22 protein-coding genes are annotated in these 14,202 nt (G+C 65.7%); 15 read left to right on the forward strand and 7 right to left on the reverse strand.

Going from position 1 to position 14,202, the window contains the following annotated elements:
* Positions 1 to 144: 144 nt before the first annotated feature.
* The 3 genes from AC07U1_RS07880 to AC07U1_RS07890 are packed head-to-tail and all read left to right on the forward strand — an operon-like array spanning position 145 to position 2,642.
* Positions 145 to 1,746 carry a phosphoenolpyruvate carboxykinase gene (locus tag AC07U1_RS07880; RefSeq protein WP_056345355.1) on the forward strand — a complete coding sequence of 534 codons (1,602 nt, stop codon included), beginning with the start codon at positions 145 to 147 and terminating at the stop codon, positions 1,744 to 1,746.
* A 48-nt stretch (positions 1,747 to 1,794) separates the two neighbouring features.
* Positions 1,795 to 2,247 (forward strand): hypothetical protein, encoded by a 453-nt coding sequence (locus AC07U1_RS07885; protein ID WP_495176901.1) that lies wholly within the window; start codon positions 1,795 to 1,797, stop codon positions 2,245 to 2,247.
* Positions 2,248 to 2,285: 38 nt separating this feature from the next.
* Positions 2,286 to 2,642, forward strand: a complete 357-nt coding sequence (locus AC07U1_RS07890; RefSeq protein ID WP_166943032.1) for a hypothetical protein — start codon at positions 2,286 to 2,288, stop codon at positions 2,640 to 2,642.
* A gap of 15 nt (positions 2,643 to 2,657) precedes the next feature.
* Here the strand turns inward: AC07U1_RS07890 and AC07U1_RS07895 are convergent, their stop codons facing one another.
* From AC07U1_RS07895 to AC07U1_RS07905, 3 genes are all read right to left on the reverse strand, one after another.
* Entirely contained in the window at positions 2,658 to 3,575 is a 918-nt protein-coding gene (locus tag AC07U1_RS07895) for a gliding motility protein GldB-related protein (protein ID WP_495176900.1), read from the reverse strand.
* Positions 3,575 to 5,428 carry a DUF885 domain-containing protein gene (locus AC07U1_RS07900; protein ID WP_495176899.1) on the reverse strand — a complete coding sequence of 618 codons (1,854 nt, stop codon included), beginning with the start codon at positions 5,426 to 5,428 and terminating at the stop codon, positions 3,575 to 3,577. The genes AC07U1_RS07895 and AC07U1_RS07900 overlap by 1 nt, the downstream gene beginning before the upstream one ends.
* A 126-nt stretch (positions 5,429 to 5,554) precedes the next feature.
* Complete coding sequence (locus AC07U1_RS07905) at positions 5,555 to 5,950, reverse strand: DUF3597 domain-containing protein (protein WP_495176898.1); 396 nt, start codon at positions 5,948 to 5,950, stop codon at positions 5,555 to 5,557.
* 168 nt (positions 5,951 to 6,118) lie between these two features.
* Between AC07U1_RS07905 and AC07U1_RS07910 the strand changes: the two genes are divergently transcribed.
* Complete coding sequence (locus AC07U1_RS07910) at positions 6,119 to 6,721, forward strand: DUF937 domain-containing protein (protein WP_187142203.1); 603 nt, start codon at positions 6,119 to 6,121, stop codon at positions 6,719 to 6,721.
* 39 nt (positions 6,722 to 6,760) lie between these two features.
* Here AC07U1_RS07910 and AC07U1_RS07915 read toward each other — a convergent pair whose 3' ends face one another.
* From AC07U1_RS07915 to rplU, 3 genes are all read right to left on the reverse strand, one after another.
* Entirely contained in the window at positions 6,761 to 7,357 is a 597-nt protein-coding gene (locus AC07U1_RS07915) for a GNAT family N-acetyltransferase (protein WP_187142202.1), read from the reverse strand.
* A gap of 249 nt (positions 7,358 to 7,606) precedes the next feature.
* Positions 7,607 to 7,876: a 50S ribosomal protein L27 gene (gene rpmA / locus AC07U1_RS07920; RefSeq protein WP_056345384.1), complete on the reverse strand. Its 270-nt coding sequence runs from the start codon at positions 7,874 to 7,876 to the stop codon at positions 7,607 to 7,609.
* Positions 7,877 to 7,924: 48 nt separating this feature from the next.
* On the reverse strand, positions 7,925 to 8,386 hold the full coding sequence (rplU, locus tag AC07U1_RS07925) for a 50S ribosomal protein L21 (protein WP_056345388.1): 462 nt from the start codon (positions 8,384 to 8,386) through the stop codon (positions 7,925 to 7,927).
* Positions 8,387 to 8,715: 329 nt separating this feature from the next.
* Here rplU and AC07U1_RS07930 point away from each other — a divergent pair, with 329 nt between their 5' ends.
* Positions 8,716 to 9,234: a hypothetical protein gene (locus tag AC07U1_RS07930; RefSeq protein ID WP_495176897.1), complete on the forward strand. Its 519-nt coding sequence runs from the start codon at positions 8,716 to 8,718 to the stop codon at positions 9,232 to 9,234.
* A gap of 44 nt (positions 9,235 to 9,278) precedes the next feature.
* Here AC07U1_RS07930 and pspF read toward each other — a convergent pair whose 3' ends face one another.
* Positions 9,279 to 10,301 (reverse strand): phage shock protein operon transcriptional activator, encoded by a 1,023-nt coding sequence (gene pspF / locus AC07U1_RS07935; protein ID WP_495176896.1) that lies wholly within the window; start codon positions 10,299 to 10,301, stop codon positions 9,279 to 9,281.
* Positions 10,302 to 10,475: 174 nt separating this feature from the next.
* Between pspF and AC07U1_RS07940 the strand changes: the two genes are divergently transcribed.
* From AC07U1_RS07940 to AC07U1_RS07985, 10 genes are all read left to right on the forward strand, one after another.
* Positions 10,476 to 10,649: a hypothetical protein gene (locus AC07U1_RS07940; protein WP_495176895.1), complete on the forward strand. Its 174-nt coding sequence runs from the start codon at positions 10,476 to 10,478 to the stop codon at positions 10,647 to 10,649.
* A 94-nt stretch (positions 10,650 to 10,743) separates the two neighbouring features.
* Positions 10,744 to 11,409 carry a phage shock protein PspA gene (gene pspA / locus AC07U1_RS07945; protein ID WP_495176894.1) on the forward strand — a complete coding sequence of 222 codons (666 nt, stop codon included), beginning with the start codon at positions 10,744 to 10,746 and terminating at the stop codon, positions 11,407 to 11,409.
* Positions 11,410 to 11,421: 12 nt separating this feature from the next.
* Complete coding sequence (pspB, locus tag AC07U1_RS07950) at positions 11,422 to 11,697, forward strand: envelope stress response membrane protein PspB (RefSeq protein WP_056345400.1); 276 nt, start codon at positions 11,422 to 11,424, stop codon at positions 11,695 to 11,697.
* Between the two features lies 1 nt (position 11,698).
* Complete coding sequence (gene pspC / locus AC07U1_RS07955; RefSeq protein WP_056345403.1) at positions 11,699 to 12,079, forward strand: envelope stress response membrane protein PspC; 381 nt, start codon at positions 11,699 to 11,701, stop codon at positions 12,077 to 12,079.
* A gap of 30 nt (positions 12,080 to 12,109) precedes the next feature.
* Positions 12,110 to 12,409, forward strand: coding sequence for a hypothetical protein (locus AC07U1_RS07960; RefSeq protein ID WP_056345406.1), 300 nt, complete (start codon positions 12,110 to 12,112; stop codon positions 12,407 to 12,409).
* Positions 12,410 to 12,420: 11 nt separating this feature from the next.
* Positions 12,421 to 12,738 carry a hypothetical protein gene (locus tag AC07U1_RS07965; protein ID WP_187142199.1) on the forward strand — a complete coding sequence of 106 codons (318 nt, stop codon included), beginning with the start codon at positions 12,421 to 12,423 and terminating at the stop codon, positions 12,736 to 12,738.
* An 11-nt stretch (positions 12,739 to 12,749) separates the two neighbouring features.
* Positions 12,750 to 13,022 (forward strand): hypothetical protein, encoded by a 273-nt coding sequence (locus AC07U1_RS07970; protein ID WP_056345411.1) that lies wholly within the window; start codon positions 12,750 to 12,752, stop codon positions 13,020 to 13,022.
* Positions 13,023 to 13,045: 23 nt separating this feature from the next.
* Positions 13,046 to 13,318 (forward strand): hypothetical protein, encoded by a 273-nt coding sequence (locus tag AC07U1_RS07975; RefSeq protein ID WP_056345414.1) that lies wholly within the window; start codon positions 13,046 to 13,048, stop codon positions 13,316 to 13,318.
* Between the two features lie 38 nt (positions 13,319 to 13,356).
* On the forward strand, positions 13,357 to 13,602 hold the full coding sequence (locus tag AC07U1_RS07980) for a hypothetical protein (protein WP_056345417.1): 246 nt from the start codon (positions 13,357 to 13,359) through the stop codon (positions 13,600 to 13,602).
* A gap of 153 nt (positions 13,603 to 13,755) precedes the next feature.
* On the forward strand, positions 13,756 to 14,166 hold the full coding sequence (locus tag AC07U1_RS07985; RefSeq protein ID WP_187142198.1) for a SufE family protein: 411 nt from the start codon (positions 13,756 to 13,758) through the stop codon (positions 14,164 to 14,166).
* The last annotated feature ends 36 nt before the right edge of the window (positions 14,167 to 14,202 follow it).

The raw sequence follows: 14,202 nt of genomic DNA on the forward strand, positions 1-14,202 counted from the left end.
ATCCTTCATCCTCGCTAACGCGGCCGGGAATTTACGGAATCGGCGTCACGTCGGCACCCATGAAAATGCGGGCCTCCCCTTATGCTCGGCAGGCCTTGCATACCTATGCAGTGGGGCTGCGGCGCGGTTGGGAAAGGCAAGAACATGACGAAGATCATCATCGGCAATGGCGCCGTTGAAACGCAGGCCGCGGTTGCCGAAAACTGGGGCACGTCGGCGCTGATCGAGGATGCCATCCGTCATGGCGAAGGCCTGCTCGCCAAGGACGGCCCGCTGGTCGTCGCCACCGGCAAGCACACCGGGCGCAGCGCCAAGGACAAGTTCATCGTCCAGGACGACGAAACGCGCGACACCATCTGGTGGGGCAAGACCAATGTGCCGATGACCCCCGATCATTTCGCGGCGCTCAAGGCCGATTTCTTCGCGCATCTTGCCGATCGTCCCCGCCTGTTCCGCCAGCAGCTGTTCGGCGGTTCGCAGCCCGAACATCGCGTCGCGGTCCAGGTCGTCACCGAATTCGCCTGGCACAGCCAGTTCATCCGCACCCTGCTCGTCCGCCCGACCGCCGACGAACTGGCGGCCTTCGCGAGCGAATATACGATCATCGACCTGCCGAGCTTCCGCGCCGATCCGGCGAAGCATGGCACGCGCACCGAAACCGTCGTCGCGGTCAATTTCTCCGAAAAGCTCGTGCTGATCGGCGGCACGGCCTACGCCGGCGAGATGAAGAAGTCGGTGTTCGGCATCCTCAACTATCTGCTCCCGGTGAAGGGCGTGATGCCGATGCATTGTTCGGCGAACATCGGTCCGAACGGCGACACCGCGGTCTTCTTCGGCCTCAGCGGTACCGGCAAGACGACGCTGTCGGCCGACGCTTCGCGCACGCTGATCGGCGACGACGAGCATGGCTGGTCGGACACGGCGGTCTTCAACTTCGAGGGCGGCTGCTACGCCAAGATGATCCGCCTCTCGCCCGAGGCTGAGCCCGAGATTTTCGCGACCACCAAGCGCTTCGGCACGGTGCTCGAAAATGTCGTGATGGACCCCGCGACGCGTGAACTCGACTTCGACGATGCGACCCTCGCCGAGAACAGCCGCGGCAGCTACCCGATCGATTTCATTCCGAACACCTCGGAAAAGAACATGGGTCCGGTGCCGCAGACGGTCATCATGCTGACCGCCGACGCTTATGGCGTGTTGCCCCCGATCGCCAAGCTGACCCCCGACCAGGCGATGTATCACTTCCTCTCGGGCTATACCGCGCGCGTCGCCGGCACCGAAATCGGCGTGACCGAGCCCGAGGCGACCTTCTCGACCTGCTTCGGCGCGCCCTTCATGCCGCGCCACCCGTCGGTCTACGGCAATCTGCTCAAGGAACGCATCGCCAAGGGCGGCGTCCAGTGCTGGCTCGTCAACACCGGCTGGACCGGTGGCATGGCGACGATGGACGGCATCAAGCGCATGCCGATCAAGGCGACCCGCGCGCTGCTCAACGCCGCGCTCGACGGCAGCCTGAACGATGTCGAATTCCGCAAGGACCCCAATTTCGGCTTCATGGTTCCGGTTGCGGTTCCGGGCGTCGATTCGGGTCTGCTCGATCCGCGCGAGGCGTGGGCCGACAAGGCGGCCTATGACCGCACGGCGCAAACGCTCGTCGGCCAGTTCATCGACAATTTCGCGCAATTTGCCGAGCATGTCGACGAAGGCGTCCGTCAGGCCGCACCGCAGGCGGCTGTCGCAGCATAATTGACCCGGAAACTTCCGGGTGCTCATTCACCCGGAAGGACCGGACCGATGACCACCGACTATAAGCCGCGCCTTTTCGTGCGCGACGAAGACATACACGCGCTCGGCGAGGGGCTGCTCGCCTGCGCGCTGCCGCGCACCGCCTGGACGCACGAGGCGCATCTGGGCGCCTGCCTGTGGCTGCTGACCGAACGCCCCGAGATCGACATCGACGCCGAGATCGCCGGCATCATCCGCCGCTTCAACACCAGCGTCGGCGGCGTCAACGACGACACGCAGGGCTATCACGACAGCATCACCCGCGCCTATGTCGCGGGGGCACGGCTGTTCCTGTCGGAGACGGCGGAGACGGGACTGACGGCGCGCGTCAACGCGCTGCTGCTTTCGCCGATGGGCGCGCGCGACTGGCCGCTGCGCTTCTACAGCCGCGACCTGCTCTTTTCGGTGCCTGCGCGGCGGGGATATGTCACACCGGACCTCGCGCCGTTTCCTTCGGCGTGATAGCGTCGCACCGGCTTTGCCAAATAGGAGCGCATGACATGAGCATCTTGGACAATATTCTCGGCCAGATTTCAGGCAACGACACGGTGACCAACCTTGCGGCGAAGGTCGGCCTGTCCCCCGAGCATGTCGAATCGGCGATCGCGGCGCTCGCCAAGCAGCACCCGATGCAGGGCGACACCGCCGAGGGTGCCGCTGCAGCAACCGGCTTGCCGCTCGAAAAACTGCAGGAAATCGTCGGCCATATCGGCGGTGAAGGTTCGCTCGGCCGTTTCGCGACGATGCTCCAGCAGGACGGCGCTTCGGGCATCCTCGGCGCTCTCGACCGCGACGGCGACGGCAACCCGCTCAACGACCTCGGCGGCATCGCGGGGTCGCTGTTCGGGAAGAAATAAGGGTGCGCGCCGGGGTTAGAGGGCTATCCCCGGCGTCCAGCCGCTCGCCGCGAGAAAGGCGGCCGGGTCCTTCATCTCGATGATCTCGCGCAGCGCCGCCGCTTTGTCGGGCGCGCGGTTGTAATAGCTTTTGACGATTCGATAACCGACCCAATAGCCAAGGTCGCCGGGCCAGCCATCGCTGCCTTGCTTGTTATAGAGCCAGCGCGACCCGATGGCTTTCTCGTCCTTCTCGGCAAGGAAGGCGGTCTCCAATGCCTTCTCGCGCCCCTTGGCCCATTGGTGAAGCAGCGGATAGCCGACCGAACCGGACATCAGCTCGCCGACGAATTCGGCGACCCCTTCGCCCAGCGCTGCCCGCAACACCTTTTCTTCGGGGTCCTCGACTTGCGCAAGAGGTTGCTGCGCATGGACATATTCATGCGCGATGACGTGGACAAAGCGGTCTTCGTCGTCGGCTTCGATGAATGTTGCGGCACACAGGGCTTCCAGCCCGATGTAGAGGCCGTTGGCGTTCGCGGTCCCGGCGGTCGATGCGCGGCCGATCGCGATGGTGATCGGCGGAAACTTCGCTTGCGGATAAAGCGCGGCGAGCCTGTCGGTTGCGGCGATGAGGCGCGGGCGGACGCCGCCGAGCTTCGCCGCGCAGCCGCGCGCGTCGTCGAAGACCTGTCGCTTGTCGCGCAGCGCCGTCGCCAGCCGCTCGGGGGTGATCCGGCGCAGCGTCATAAACTCGGCGAACCCCGGCGTCGGCTCGGCAAGGTAGCGGGCCGCAAGCAGATCGGGCTGCCCGGCGATCGCGGGATCGTCGTAAAGCGCGAAAAAGCGCTCGACGTCCGATGTGATAATCGCGACCCGCGGCGGCGGGGCATCGGCGGCCTGTGCCGCGCCCGCCAGCAGTAGCGCCGCCAGGGCGGTGGCCGTCCGGCGCATCAGCCTTTCGCCCCCGCCACATATTCCGCGACATTCTGCGCCAGCACGTCGAGCGGCACATTGCCGCCTTTGACCACGACATCGTCGAAATCGCGCAGGTCGTATTTCGCACCGAGCGCCTTTTGCGCCAGCCCGCGCTGGCGGACGATTTCGCTATGCCCGACCTTGTATCCGCACGCCTGCCCGGCCCAGCTGCAATAGCGATCGACCTCGCTCGATACTTCGAGCGGGTTCGAGCCATTCTCCTTGACGAAAAACTCGACCCCCTGTTCGCGCGTCCAGCGCTTGGCGTGCAGTCCGGTGTCGACGACGAGGCGGCAGGCGCGGAAGGCGAGCGACTGGAGATACCCCAGCCGTCCGACCTCGAAATCGTCATAGAGACCGAGTTCGTCGGCGAGCTGTTCGGCGTAGAGCGCCCAGCCTTCGCTGTAGGCGTTGAACGCCAGCATCGTGCGGATCAGCGGCATCTGGTTGGCATATTCGCCCTGCCAGGCGTGGCCGGGGATCGCTTCGTGCATCGCGAGGTCAGGCAGCGAATATTTGCTATGCAACTCGGTCGTGCGCAGGTTGATCCAGAATTTCCCCGGGATCGTACCGTCGATCGACCCCGCGCCGCCATAGGCGGCCGGTGCCCCCGGCTCCTCGGCGAGCGGCAGTCGCTTCACCTCGACATTGCCCTTCACCAGCGTGCGGAAGGCGCGCGGCAGTTCGGCGCGGATCTTGCCGAGCCAGGTCTGGATATAGGCGACGATCTCGGCGCGCCCCGCGTCATTGTCGGGGAATTTATATTTGGGGTCCTTGGCGAGCGCGTTCATGCGGTCGCCGACCGAGCCTTGCGTATAGCCGATCTTGCGCAGGATCGGGTCCATCTGACCGTGCAGCGTGGCGAGCTCGTCGCGGCCCATCGCGTGAACCTCGTCGGGGGTCATCCGCGTCGTGGTGCTGGCGCGCAGGCCCCAGGCATACCATTCGTCGCCGCCCGGCCGCGCCCACATTCCCGCATCCATCGTCGCCTTGGGCCGCTGCGCCTTCATCTCGGCCAGCTGGCGTTCGAGCGCTGCGGCGACGGGGCCGGTGACGATCGCCTGTGCCCGATCCGTCCAGTCGCCCGCGATCTTCGCATCGCGGGTGCGGGTGGCGAGGCTGTCGACCATGCCGCCGCCCGCCTTGGCATCGGCAAGGCTCGCTTCCATCTGCTTGACCGCCTTGTCGATCAGGAAGGCGGGGGCAATCATGCCCTGGCCGCCAGCCGATTTCAGCCGCTCGGTCTCGCCATCGAGCACGCCCGGAAAGGCGTTCAGGCGCGACAGATAGGCTTCGGCGTCGCCAGTGCTCTTCACCGGATGATCGCTGTCGAGGAATTTGGGAACGTCGAGATAGGCACCGACATTCTGGATCACGACATAGGGGGTGTTGCGCCAGCCGCCGACCGCGACGTCGCCATAGGGCAGGGCAAAGCCGTCGAGCGCGACGCTGTACGCGCTGTCGACAACCGCCAGGCTGGTGCGTGTCTTATGGTCGAGGCCCGCCTTGTCGAAAGCGCGGACACGCGCGAGGTCGGCCTTCAGCGTCTCGGTGAGCGCCTTTACCCCCGTCGGCGAGCGGTCGCCGAGCTTGCCGCGTTCGGCGGCGCGCGCGCCGGTGTCGATGCCGAGCGAGGTCGCGCCCTCGGGCGACTGCGCGAGCAGATTGTCCGCGATCGAGGTCAGCAGCGCGTCCGCCGCGCTCGGGCGCGGGCCGGTGATGATCGTTTCGGCGACGGCGGAACCGGCAACGGCGAAGCTCGCGGTGCCGGCACCGAGCGCGGCGAGCGTGTGGCGGCGGCTGACGGGGGTGGAAAGACTGTCGTGCACTTGGCGGCTCCCTGCGACTTTGTTTCTTCTGAAACCTGTCTAGGCGGCGCCGCGCGGGGGTCAACGAAAAGGGGCCGGGAAAGCCGTTGGCTCGCCCGACCCCCGTCGAAAACTATGGTGCGTTTGTCAGTCGGTGAGGTCGGCGGGCACGGTGCCGCCGTTCGCGGCGAGTTCGCGCATGACCGCCTTGATCAGCCAGATGTTCATTTCGGCGCTGCCGTCGAGCGCGCCGGTATAGCCAAGCTCGGTCGCCAGTTCCTTGCGGTTGGCCAGGCTCGGGTCGAGGTCGAGCAGCTTCATCAAATCGACGATCGAGGTGCGCCAGTTGAGGTCCTGTCCGGCGTTGGCGGCCTGTGCGGTCAGGATCGCGACGACATCGACGTCGCTGATCGCCACCGGCGCGGCGGGGACGGGCTGCGCCGCCGTGGGGGCGCTGGTGGTTGCGGCGACGGGGGGAGCAGGCACGGCGGCCTCCGCCTTCTTGCCGAAAATCGCGTCTTTGATCGAACTGAAAATACCCATGGTGATGCTCCCACATTGATACGGCGGTGCGGAGTCGCACGCCCGCAGACTATGCTTGGGCATGGGGAAATGACAGCTCAATGAACGGCTCGTCCCCGGCCCGCGCGATGCTATGATAACGCCCGTCGGCGCCATTCGATCCGCGCGCCGAAGTGGGAGCATAACCTTATGAATCTGACCGATATCCTCGCCCAGGCCGGCGGCATCGAATCGATGGCGAAAGAATTGGGCGTCCCGCCCGGACTCGCGAAACAGGGCGCGGAGGCGCTGCTCCCGGCGATCCTCGGCGGTTTCAAGAAACAGGCGCAGGGCGGCGGCGGGATCGAAGGTCTCGGTGGGCTGCTCGCCGGCCTTGGCGGTGGAGGCCTGCTCGACGCGGTGCTCGCGCCGCAGGCGACCCCGGTCGAACAGGGCAATGACGTGCTCGGCCAGATCTTCGGGTCGAAGGATGTCAGCCGCTCGGTCGCCGGCGACGCGGCGGCGAAGACCGGCATCGATGCCGGCACGCTCAAGAAGATGCTGCCGATCCTCGCGATGCTCGTCGCGGGTTACATGGCGAAGCAGGGCGGCAACGAAGGCGGCGGCGGGTTGACGGGCGGTTTGGGCGGCATGCTCGGCAATGTGCTGGGTGGCGCATTGGGTGGTGGCGCGGCGCCTGCCTCGGGTAGCAGCGGCGGCGCGTTGGGCGGGCTTGGCAGCCTGCTCGACCTCGATGGCGACGGCAACCCGCTCGACGACATCATCGGCATGGCCGGCAAGCTCAGGGGCTAAAGCTCAAGCCCTCTCCCCTTCAGGGGAGGGGCTCAAGGCTCACGCCGCCATCAGGCGCAGTTCCTGACGAAAGTCCTCGTCCACCCCGATGCGGCTTCGCATCGGGGTGACGGCGCCATCGCTGTCGCCGTCCCCTTCCTCGAACAGCGCACACGCGGCTTCGCCGCCGCGCGCGAGGCTATAGCGCTGGGCGATCTGGCCGGTCGGCCGGAAGCCGAGCTTGCGCAGCACCGCGCCCGACGCCGGATTGTCGGTGAAGTGGCCGGCGGTCAGCCGGGGCAGGTTCATCGCGCGCGCGATGCGAATCAACTGGCGCCCCGCCTCGGTTGCGAAACCCAGCCCCCAATAGGGGCGGGCGATCCAGTAACCCATTTCCAGCGTGCCGTCTGGCGCGGGCGAAATGCCGCAGCCGCCGACGAGGCGCGGCGACCCGCCCGTGCGGTTGAAGATCAGGAAACGCGGCTCGGCGGGGTTGATCGGCTTGGCGAGGAATTCCATCGCCTGTTCCTCGCGGTACGGCCAGGGCGCGGTGGCGAGGTTGCGGACCACGCCTTCCTCGCCGATCGCCTTGGCGAGCGCCGGGGCATCTTCCTGCCAGCCGGGCCGCAGCAATAATCTTTCGGTTCTTGCGAACATCGTCTTCACTCCCATTTGCCTGTCGCCCTGGCGCCAGATGGTGACGCTTTGACGACAGGCGATGAAGAGGGAGATGATCGGCCCGATTTTCGCGCCCGTTCGCCGATGGTGGCGCCATGCGCCGGAAAACGGGCAAGAAAAAAGGGAGACCGGGGGTGACCCGTCTCCCTCTTTTCGAACTTTGTTTCCGCCGATGCGGAAAGGACCGTTCCGGGTCATCCCTTGATGGACGACCCTGGAAGATCGTCCTTATTCGGCGGCTTCCGCCATGGCGTCGACCGACACATATTTGCGGCCAAGCTTGCCATCGTGGAATCGGACATGGCCTTCGGCGGTCGCGAACAGGGTGTGATCCTTGCCCATGCCGACGTTGACGCCCGGATAGACGCGGGTACCGCGCTGACGCACGATGATGTTGCCGCCGATCACTTCCTGACCGCCGAACTTCTTCACGCCAAGGCGGCGGCCGGCTGAGTCGCGACCGTTGCGCGATGAACCGCCTGCTTTTTTATGTGCCATGACTGATGCTCCTTAGTTCGTTCGAGAGGCCGAGCCGCGTTGCCGCGCTCAGGCGTCCTTCTTGGGGGCTGCCTTCTTGGCAGCGGGCTTCTTGGCGGGCGCTTCGGCAGCGGCTTCGGCCTTCGGGGCAGCAGCCTTCTTGGGCGCGGCGTCCTTCGCGGGAGCAGCCTCTTCCTTCGGAGCGGCTTCCTTCTTCGGCGCGGCCTTCTTGGCTTCGCCGACGGCGAGGATGCGCAGCAGCGTCAGCGACTGACGGTGGCCGTTGCGGCGACGGTAGTTGTGCCGGCGGCGCTTCTTGAAGACGATGACCTTTTCGCCGCGCGTCTGGGCGATGATCTCGGCCGAAACGACGAGGCCGTCGGCGCTCTTCACTTCGCCGCCGTCACCGGCCAGCAGGATGTCGCCCAGCGACACGGTGTCGCCAGCTTCACCGGCGATCTTCTCGACGGCGATTTTGTCTCCGGCGGCGACGCGATACTGCTTGCCGCCCGTGCGCACGATTGCGAACATGGTCTTCCATCCAATCAAAAAACTAAATCACCCGCGCACCAGTCCCCTGCCAAGGCAGGCGATTTTTCCGGCATGCGGGAAAGTCAGGCCCACTAACGAGCCAAGCCCGAGCTGTCAACCGCATATTACCGTGCTTTTTGCGCGTTTTTCTCGCTATCGCGAGAATCGGCGCCGGCCCGCTCCCTCACCCGGCCTCCCATAGGCTACTATCGTCGGGGAGGCCGGGTGAGGGAGCGGGCCGGCGCCGCCCCCCGGCGTCGGCCGGGGAGAATATGACTCGCCGATTCGCCCCTTGCCGCCCGGCGCTCGCCCCCATATCAGGGGCGGCGATGAAGCGCTTCCTTCTTTTGCTCTCGATCGCCGCGGCGCCGCTGACCTTGTCGGCCTGCGCCGCGGCGCAGGCGCCCGCCGCCCCGTCGCTCGCCAAGCGCGCGGTCGAGGGACGGCTCAACGTCGCGCCGACCCCTGTCGTGGTGCCGCCGCCGGGCCCCTTGCCCGCCGATCTCGCCGGCCGCCTCGCGCGCTGGGAATCGGATGGCGCCGCCGGACAGCAGGCCTTCGCCGCCGAACGCGATGCCACGGCTCGGCTGGTCAATGCCGCCGCGGGGGCCGCGGTGGCGAGCGAGCGCTGGGTCGTTGCCGAACAGGCGATCTCGCGCCTCACCGCCGCGCGCGCGCCGATCACCGGCGCGCTCGCCGACATCGAACGCCTTTATATCGAACGCAGCGTCGACGAGGCGATCGACGGCCTGCCCGACATCTATGCCCTGCGCGACCGGTTGTCGGAGCAGGTGTCGGCGCAGGATGCGGTGATCGAGGCGCTGAACGCACAGCTGCCGGGGGAATAGGCGAACAATCCTCCCCATCGCTGCGCGACAGGGAGGATCGGTCCTCAATTCAACCCATGCTTCTTCAGCGCATGGCGGATCTGGTCGTAACTCAGCCCCAGCGCCTCGGCGGCGATCTTCTGGTTGAAGCGGCAGCGCGCCATCGTGTCGGACAATATCTGCTTTTCATAGGCGTCGACCGCCGCGCGCAAATCGCTGACCGTGCCCGACGGCGGCGCGACGGGCGCGGGCGCCGTGTCCGATAGCGCCATCGATGATTCGGCTTTCGCTGCGACCTTGCGCACCGCCGGCTGCCAGGGACTCGCGAAGGGATCGAAGCTCAAGGCGTCGACCGGCTTTTCGGGGTCCGCCCAGCGATAGATGGCGCGCTCGATCACGTTGCGCAGTTCGCGGACATTGCCCGGCCAGTCGTGTCCCTCCATCGCCGCGAGCGCGCGCGGACCAAAGCCCGGCCATTCGTCCCAGCCGAGCACCGCCGCCATCCGCTGTCCGAAATAGGTCGCAAGCACCTCGATATCGCCCTCGCGCGCGCGCAGCGGGGGCAGGGTGATGACCTCGAACGACAGCCGGTCGAGCAAATCGGCGCGGAACCGATTGTCGTCGACCAGTGCCGGCAGATGTTCGTTGGTCGCCGCGACGATGCGCACATCGACACGCAGCGGGCGCGACGATCCGACACGCGTCACCTCGCCATATTCGACCGCGCGCAGCAACCGTTCCTGCGCGCCCATCGACAGCGTCGCCAGTTCGTCGAGAAACAGCGTGCCGCCATCGGCTTCCTCGAAGCGTCCGGCGCGGGTGCGCGTCGCACCGGTGAAGGCGCCCGCCTCGTGCCCGAACAACTCCGATTCGATCAGCGTCTCGGGCATCGCGGCGCAGTTCATGATCACATAGGGCTTGTCCCACCGCGTCGACAGGCGGTGGAGGCGTTCGGCGATCAGTTCCTTGCCGGTGCCGCGTTCGCCGATCACCAGCACCGGGCGGTCGAGCGACGCGGCGAGGCTGGCGCGCTCGACCGAGTCCTGAAAGGCCGCCGACTGGCCGATGAATTGGCTTTCGCGTTCCATTCCCAATGATTGGCAAAATTTCCCGCTGATTGGCAAGTCAAATCGGCGCAAAAGGGCATTTCAGTGTGAAGTTGGGCTGTTTTGCGCCCTTCGCCGCAATTGGCACGCTCTCTGCATTACATCATACGAACCGGCGCAACTCGCACCGGTGCAGCGAAAAAGGGACTGACGATCATGAAGCCGATTTTTGCCCAAACCGCCACCTTCGCGCTCAGCGCGCTCGGCGCTCTGGCGATCCTCGTCGGCGTGATCGACCAGCCCCAAGTCGCCTTCGGCATCGCCGCTTCCCCGGGCGGGATGGCGATCGCGGCCGCTGCAGCAACCCCGGCGGTCGGCCAGATGGCTTGACCGGCACTGGTGCCGGGGCACTCTCCCCCCTTGCCCCGCCCCGGCACCAGCATTTTTTAAACACGCAAGACGTTTCGATCAGGAGTTTAGTCACATGGGTATTTTTTCACGCACCCGCGACATCATCGCCGCCAACGTCACCGACCTGCTCGACCGCGCGGAGGATCCCGAAAAGATGATCCGCCAGATCATCTTCGAGATGAACGAGACGCTCGTCGAAGTCCGCGCTTCCGCCGCCCGCACCATCGCGGACCAAAAGGAAATGCGCCGCCACATCACCAAGCTCGAAAGCCTGCAGGACAGCTGGAAGGAAAAGGCCGAACTCGCGCTGTCGAAGGACCGCGAAGACCTCGCCACCGCCGCGCTCGTCGAAAAGCAGAAGGCCGGCGACATGGCCGAGCGGCTGAAGAGCGAAATTTCGGTGCTCGACGACGCGCTCAAGGGTTATGAGAACGACATCGCCAAGCTGCAGAAGAAGCTCAGCGAAGCGCGTGCGCGCCAGTCGAACGTCTCGACCCGCCTCGAAAGCGCCGAGAATCGCTACAAGCTGCGCGAGATGACCAACGGCGACCGGGTCGAAGACGCCTTCTCGCGCTTCGAAATCCTCGAACGCCGCGTCGACGAGGCCGAAGGCCGTGCCGATGCGCTGGGTCTGGGCTACAAGAAGTCGCTCGACGAAGAGATCGCCGAACTCCAGGCCGCCGACAAGGTCGCCGACGAGCTCGCCGCGCTCAAGGCGGCCCAGGCCAACAAGAACTAAGGAGCCGGACCGATGGAAGAAGTGATTATCGTCCCGATCGTCATCGGCACTCTCTTCCTCGGTCTGCCCTGGCTCATCCTCCACTATGTGACCAAGTGGAAACAGGCCAAGACGCTGACCGGAGAAGATGAGCAGCTGCTCGACGAACTCTACGACACCGCCCGCCGGCTCGAAAACCGGCTCCACACCGTCGAACGCATCATCAGCGCCGACCATCCCGATTTCCGCCCCGCGGTTCGCAGCGATGAAGATCTGGCGCAACTCGAAAACCCGACCAGGAGGAACTGAGATGTCTGCCAGCCGCACCAAATTCTACCTCGACAAGCAGAACGCCAAATGGAGCGGTGTGTGTTCGGGGATCGCCGATTACAGCGGGGTCGATGTGCTCTGGGTCCGCGTCGGTGCCGTCCTCCTCACCCTGATGGGCGGCTTCCCCTGGACGCTGATCGCCTACTGGATGGTCGCCTGGATGGGCACGCCGAAACCCTTCGCGCTCTATGGCTCGAACGAGGAAGCGAAGTTCTGGCAGGGCGTGCGCTCGAACCCGACCGCGTCGACCCGCGACATCCGCTCGCGCTTCCGCGACATCGATCGCCGGCTCGCCGACATCGAACTCTACTACACCAGCCACAACCGTCGGCTCGCCGACGAGATCGACAGCCTGCGCTGAGCGCGATTGTCGGCAACAGGGAGAAGACAGATGAATTTCGGTGGTACCGGTTTCGTCCTCGCCATCATCGCCTTGTCGATCGGCGGCTGGATGTTCACCACCTGGACCCGCGCCAAGCACGGCTATCCGGTTGAAAATGAATGGGGTGGCACGGTTCATCGAACCGACCCCGACGCTGATCGAAAAATCGCGCTGCTCGAAGGCGACAATGCCAAGCTCGCCGAGAAGATCGTCCGGCTCGAAGACCGGATCTCGGTCCTCGAACGGATCGCAACCGAAACCAATGGTCAGTCGGCGCAACTCGCCGATCAGATCGACCGGCTGCGCTGAGGGGAAAAATCATGAATCTCGATGTACTCAACGCCATCGCCCCCGTCGCCGCCATCATCGGCATCACGACGGTCGGCGGCTGGGTCTTCACCACCTGGCTCCGCGTCAAGAACGGGTATCCGCTCGAGAATAGCTGGGGCAAGGCGGTCTATCCCAAGACCGGCGACGAGGCGATGGAACGCATCAAACTGGTCAGCCAGGAAAATGCCCAACTCCGCGCCGAACTGGGTTCGGTCAAGGACCGGCTCGCGGTGATCGAGCGCATCGTCACCGACGAGAGCGGCCGGCTGGCGAGCGAGATCGAGGCGCTGCGGCGCCCCGCGAATTGAGGAGTTGAACGATGAGCGGCGGATTTGTCCTGGGTTTCTTCTTCATCGTCGTCGGGCTGCCGGTGATCTTCGGGATCGGTTTTGCCGCCTATGAGCGCCACCTGAAGTTCAAGGAACGCCAGCTCCAGGCGATCACCAGCGAGACGGCTGAAAAGGCGGCGCAATATGCCGCGCACACCGAACGGTTGGAACAGCGGGTTCGCGTCCTCGAGCGCATCGTCACCGACAAGGGCGTCGATGTCTCGGACGAAATCGAAAAGCTGCGCGACGCGCCGCTCAACTAAAAAATATTCGAAAGGATCCCCCCATGAACCCCTTTGAAATGGTTATCGGCATCGTCCTCATCGTGACGATCGGCAGCATCATTCGCGCCAAGCACGGCATCCGCCGCGACAACCGGGGCAATGAATATTTCGTCGGCGCGCCCGCCAAGGACGATGCCGAGACCAAGGCGCTGCAGGCCGAGATTCGCACCCTCAAGGACCGCATCCAGGTGCTCGAACGCATCGCCACCGACAACAATCGCGCCGCCACCCTCGACGAGGAAATCGAACGGCTGCGCGACCGCTCGCAAATCTGATCGCCAGAACACCGATCGCCGATAAAGGAGCCAAGCTCATGGCCTTCATCACCCCCGACCTCACCGCTGCGGCGGTTGCGCTCACCGCCCTGACCATCGTCAGCATCGTGGCGCTGCGCGGCTGGCGCGACTGGATCCAGCTCAAGCGCGAGGAACTCGCCGCCGGCCACGCTCCGATGGCGCAGGACGCGCATGTCCCGCACGCCGGATCGCGGATCGAGATCGCCGACCTCAAGGAACGGCTGCGCAAATTGGAAGCGATCGCCGCGGGCGTGGATCTCTAACGATCCGTCGCCCCCGCGAAGGGTGCCGGGAGTCACGTGCCTCCCGACACGGCCGGTGGAGAGGTAGCGCAAGCCCGATTGCGGCCCCCGCCTTCGCGGGGGCGACGGGAAGCACCCTTCCCAGACCTCCCCAAATCTGTCAGGGCCGCCGCCATGCGCAGCCTCGACGATATTTTCGAAGAATATGACTTTCTCGACGGCGACGATCGCTATCGCCTGCTGATCGACCTCGGCCGCACCCTCGAGGCGATGCCCGATGCGCTCAAGACCGACGCCACGCTGGTGCGCGGCTGCTCGGCAAGCGTCTGGGTCTACCCCGTGCCCTCTGACGACGGCCGCCTCCACTTCCTTGCCGACAGCAATGCCGCGATCACCAAGGGTATCGTCGCGCTTGTCCTTGCCGCGGTGCAGGACCGGCCGGCGAGCGAGGTCGCCGCGATGGACGTCACCGCCGCGCTCGCCCCCTTCGACCTGACGCGCCAGCTGTCGTCGAACCGCACCCAGGGCGTCCCCAACATGATCGCGCTCGTCCAGGACACCGCCCGCCGCCTCGCCGGCGCCTGAGCGGGCCGTAGCGGGCGAGGGCGGACCTATCCGACC

It is taken from the genome of Sphingopyxis sp. GW821-FHT02C12, assembly GCF_059421785.1.

What these genes read in the sequence shown, in the direction of transcription:
- AC07U1_RS07880 (WP_056345355.1), top strand. Translation starts at nt 145, where the DNA reads ATGACGAAGATCATCATCGGCAATGGCGCCGTTGAAACGCAGGCCGCG.
- AC07U1_RS07885 (WP_495176901.1), top strand. Translation starts at nt 1,795, where the DNA reads ATGACCACCGACTATAAGCCGCGCCTTTTCGTGCGCGACGAAGACATA.
- AC07U1_RS07890 (WP_166943032.1), top strand. Translation starts at nt 2,286, where the DNA reads ATGAGCATCTTGGACAATATTCTCGGCCAGATTTCAGGCAACGACACG.
- AC07U1_RS07895 (WP_495176900.1), bottom strand. Translation starts at nt 3,575, where the DNA reads ATGCGCCGGACGGCCACCGCCCTGGCGGCGCTACTGCTGGCGGGCGCG.
- AC07U1_RS07905 (WP_495176898.1), bottom strand. Translation starts at nt 5,950, where the DNA reads ATGGGTATTTTCAGTTCGATCAAAGACGCGATTTTCGGCAAGAAGGCG.
- AC07U1_RS07910 (WP_187142203.1), top strand. Translation starts at nt 6,119, where the DNA reads ATGAATCTGACCGATATCCTCGCCCAGGCCGGCGGCATCGAATCGATG.
- AC07U1_RS07915 (WP_187142202.1), bottom strand. Translation starts at nt 7,357, where the DNA reads ATGTTCGCAAGAACCGAAAGATTATTGCTGCGGCCCGGCTGGCAGGAA.
- rpmA (WP_056345384.1), bottom strand. Translation starts at nt 7,876, where the DNA reads ATGGCACATAAAAAAGCAGGCGGTTCATCGCGCAACGGTCGCGACTCA.
- rplU (WP_056345388.1), bottom strand. Translation starts at nt 8,386, where the DNA reads ATGTTCGCAATCGTGCGCACGGGCGGCAAGCAGTATCGCGTCGCCGCC.
- AC07U1_RS07930 (WP_495176897.1), top strand. Translation starts at nt 8,716, where the DNA reads ATGAAGCGCTTCCTTCTTTTGCTCTCGATCGCCGCGGCGCCGCTGACC.
- pspF (WP_495176896.1), bottom strand. Translation starts at nt 10,301, where the DNA reads ATGGAACGCGAAAGCCAATTCATCGGCCAGTCGGCGGCCTTTCAGGAC.
- AC07U1_RS07940 (WP_495176895.1), top strand. Translation starts at nt 10,476, where the DNA reads ATGAAGCCGATTTTTGCCCAAACCGCCACCTTCGCGCTCAGCGCGCTC.
- pspA (WP_495176894.1), top strand. Translation starts at nt 10,744, where the DNA reads ATGGGTATTTTTTCACGCACCCGCGACATCATCGCCGCCAACGTCACC.
- pspB (WP_056345400.1), top strand. Translation starts at nt 11,422, where the DNA reads ATGGAAGAAGTGATTATCGTCCCGATCGTCATCGGCACTCTCTTCCTC.
- pspC (WP_056345403.1), top strand. Translation starts at nt 11,699, where the DNA reads ATGTCTGCCAGCCGCACCAAATTCTACCTCGACAAGCAGAACGCCAAA.
- AC07U1_RS07960 (WP_056345406.1), top strand. Translation starts at nt 12,110, where the DNA reads ATGAATTTCGGTGGTACCGGTTTCGTCCTCGCCATCATCGCCTTGTCG.
- AC07U1_RS07965 (WP_187142199.1), top strand. Translation starts at nt 12,421, where the DNA reads ATGAATCTCGATGTACTCAACGCCATCGCCCCCGTCGCCGCCATCATC.
- AC07U1_RS07970 (WP_056345411.1), top strand. Translation starts at nt 12,750, where the DNA reads ATGAGCGGCGGATTTGTCCTGGGTTTCTTCTTCATCGTCGTCGGGCTG.
- AC07U1_RS07975 (WP_056345414.1), top strand. Translation starts at nt 13,046, where the DNA reads ATGAACCCCTTTGAAATGGTTATCGGCATCGTCCTCATCGTGACGATC.
- AC07U1_RS07980 (WP_056345417.1), top strand. Translation starts at nt 13,357, where the DNA reads ATGGCCTTCATCACCCCCGACCTCACCGCTGCGGCGGTTGCGCTCACC.
- AC07U1_RS07985 (WP_187142198.1), top strand. Translation starts at nt 13,756, where the DNA reads ATGCGCAGCCTCGACGATATTTTCGAAGAATATGACTTTCTCGACGGC.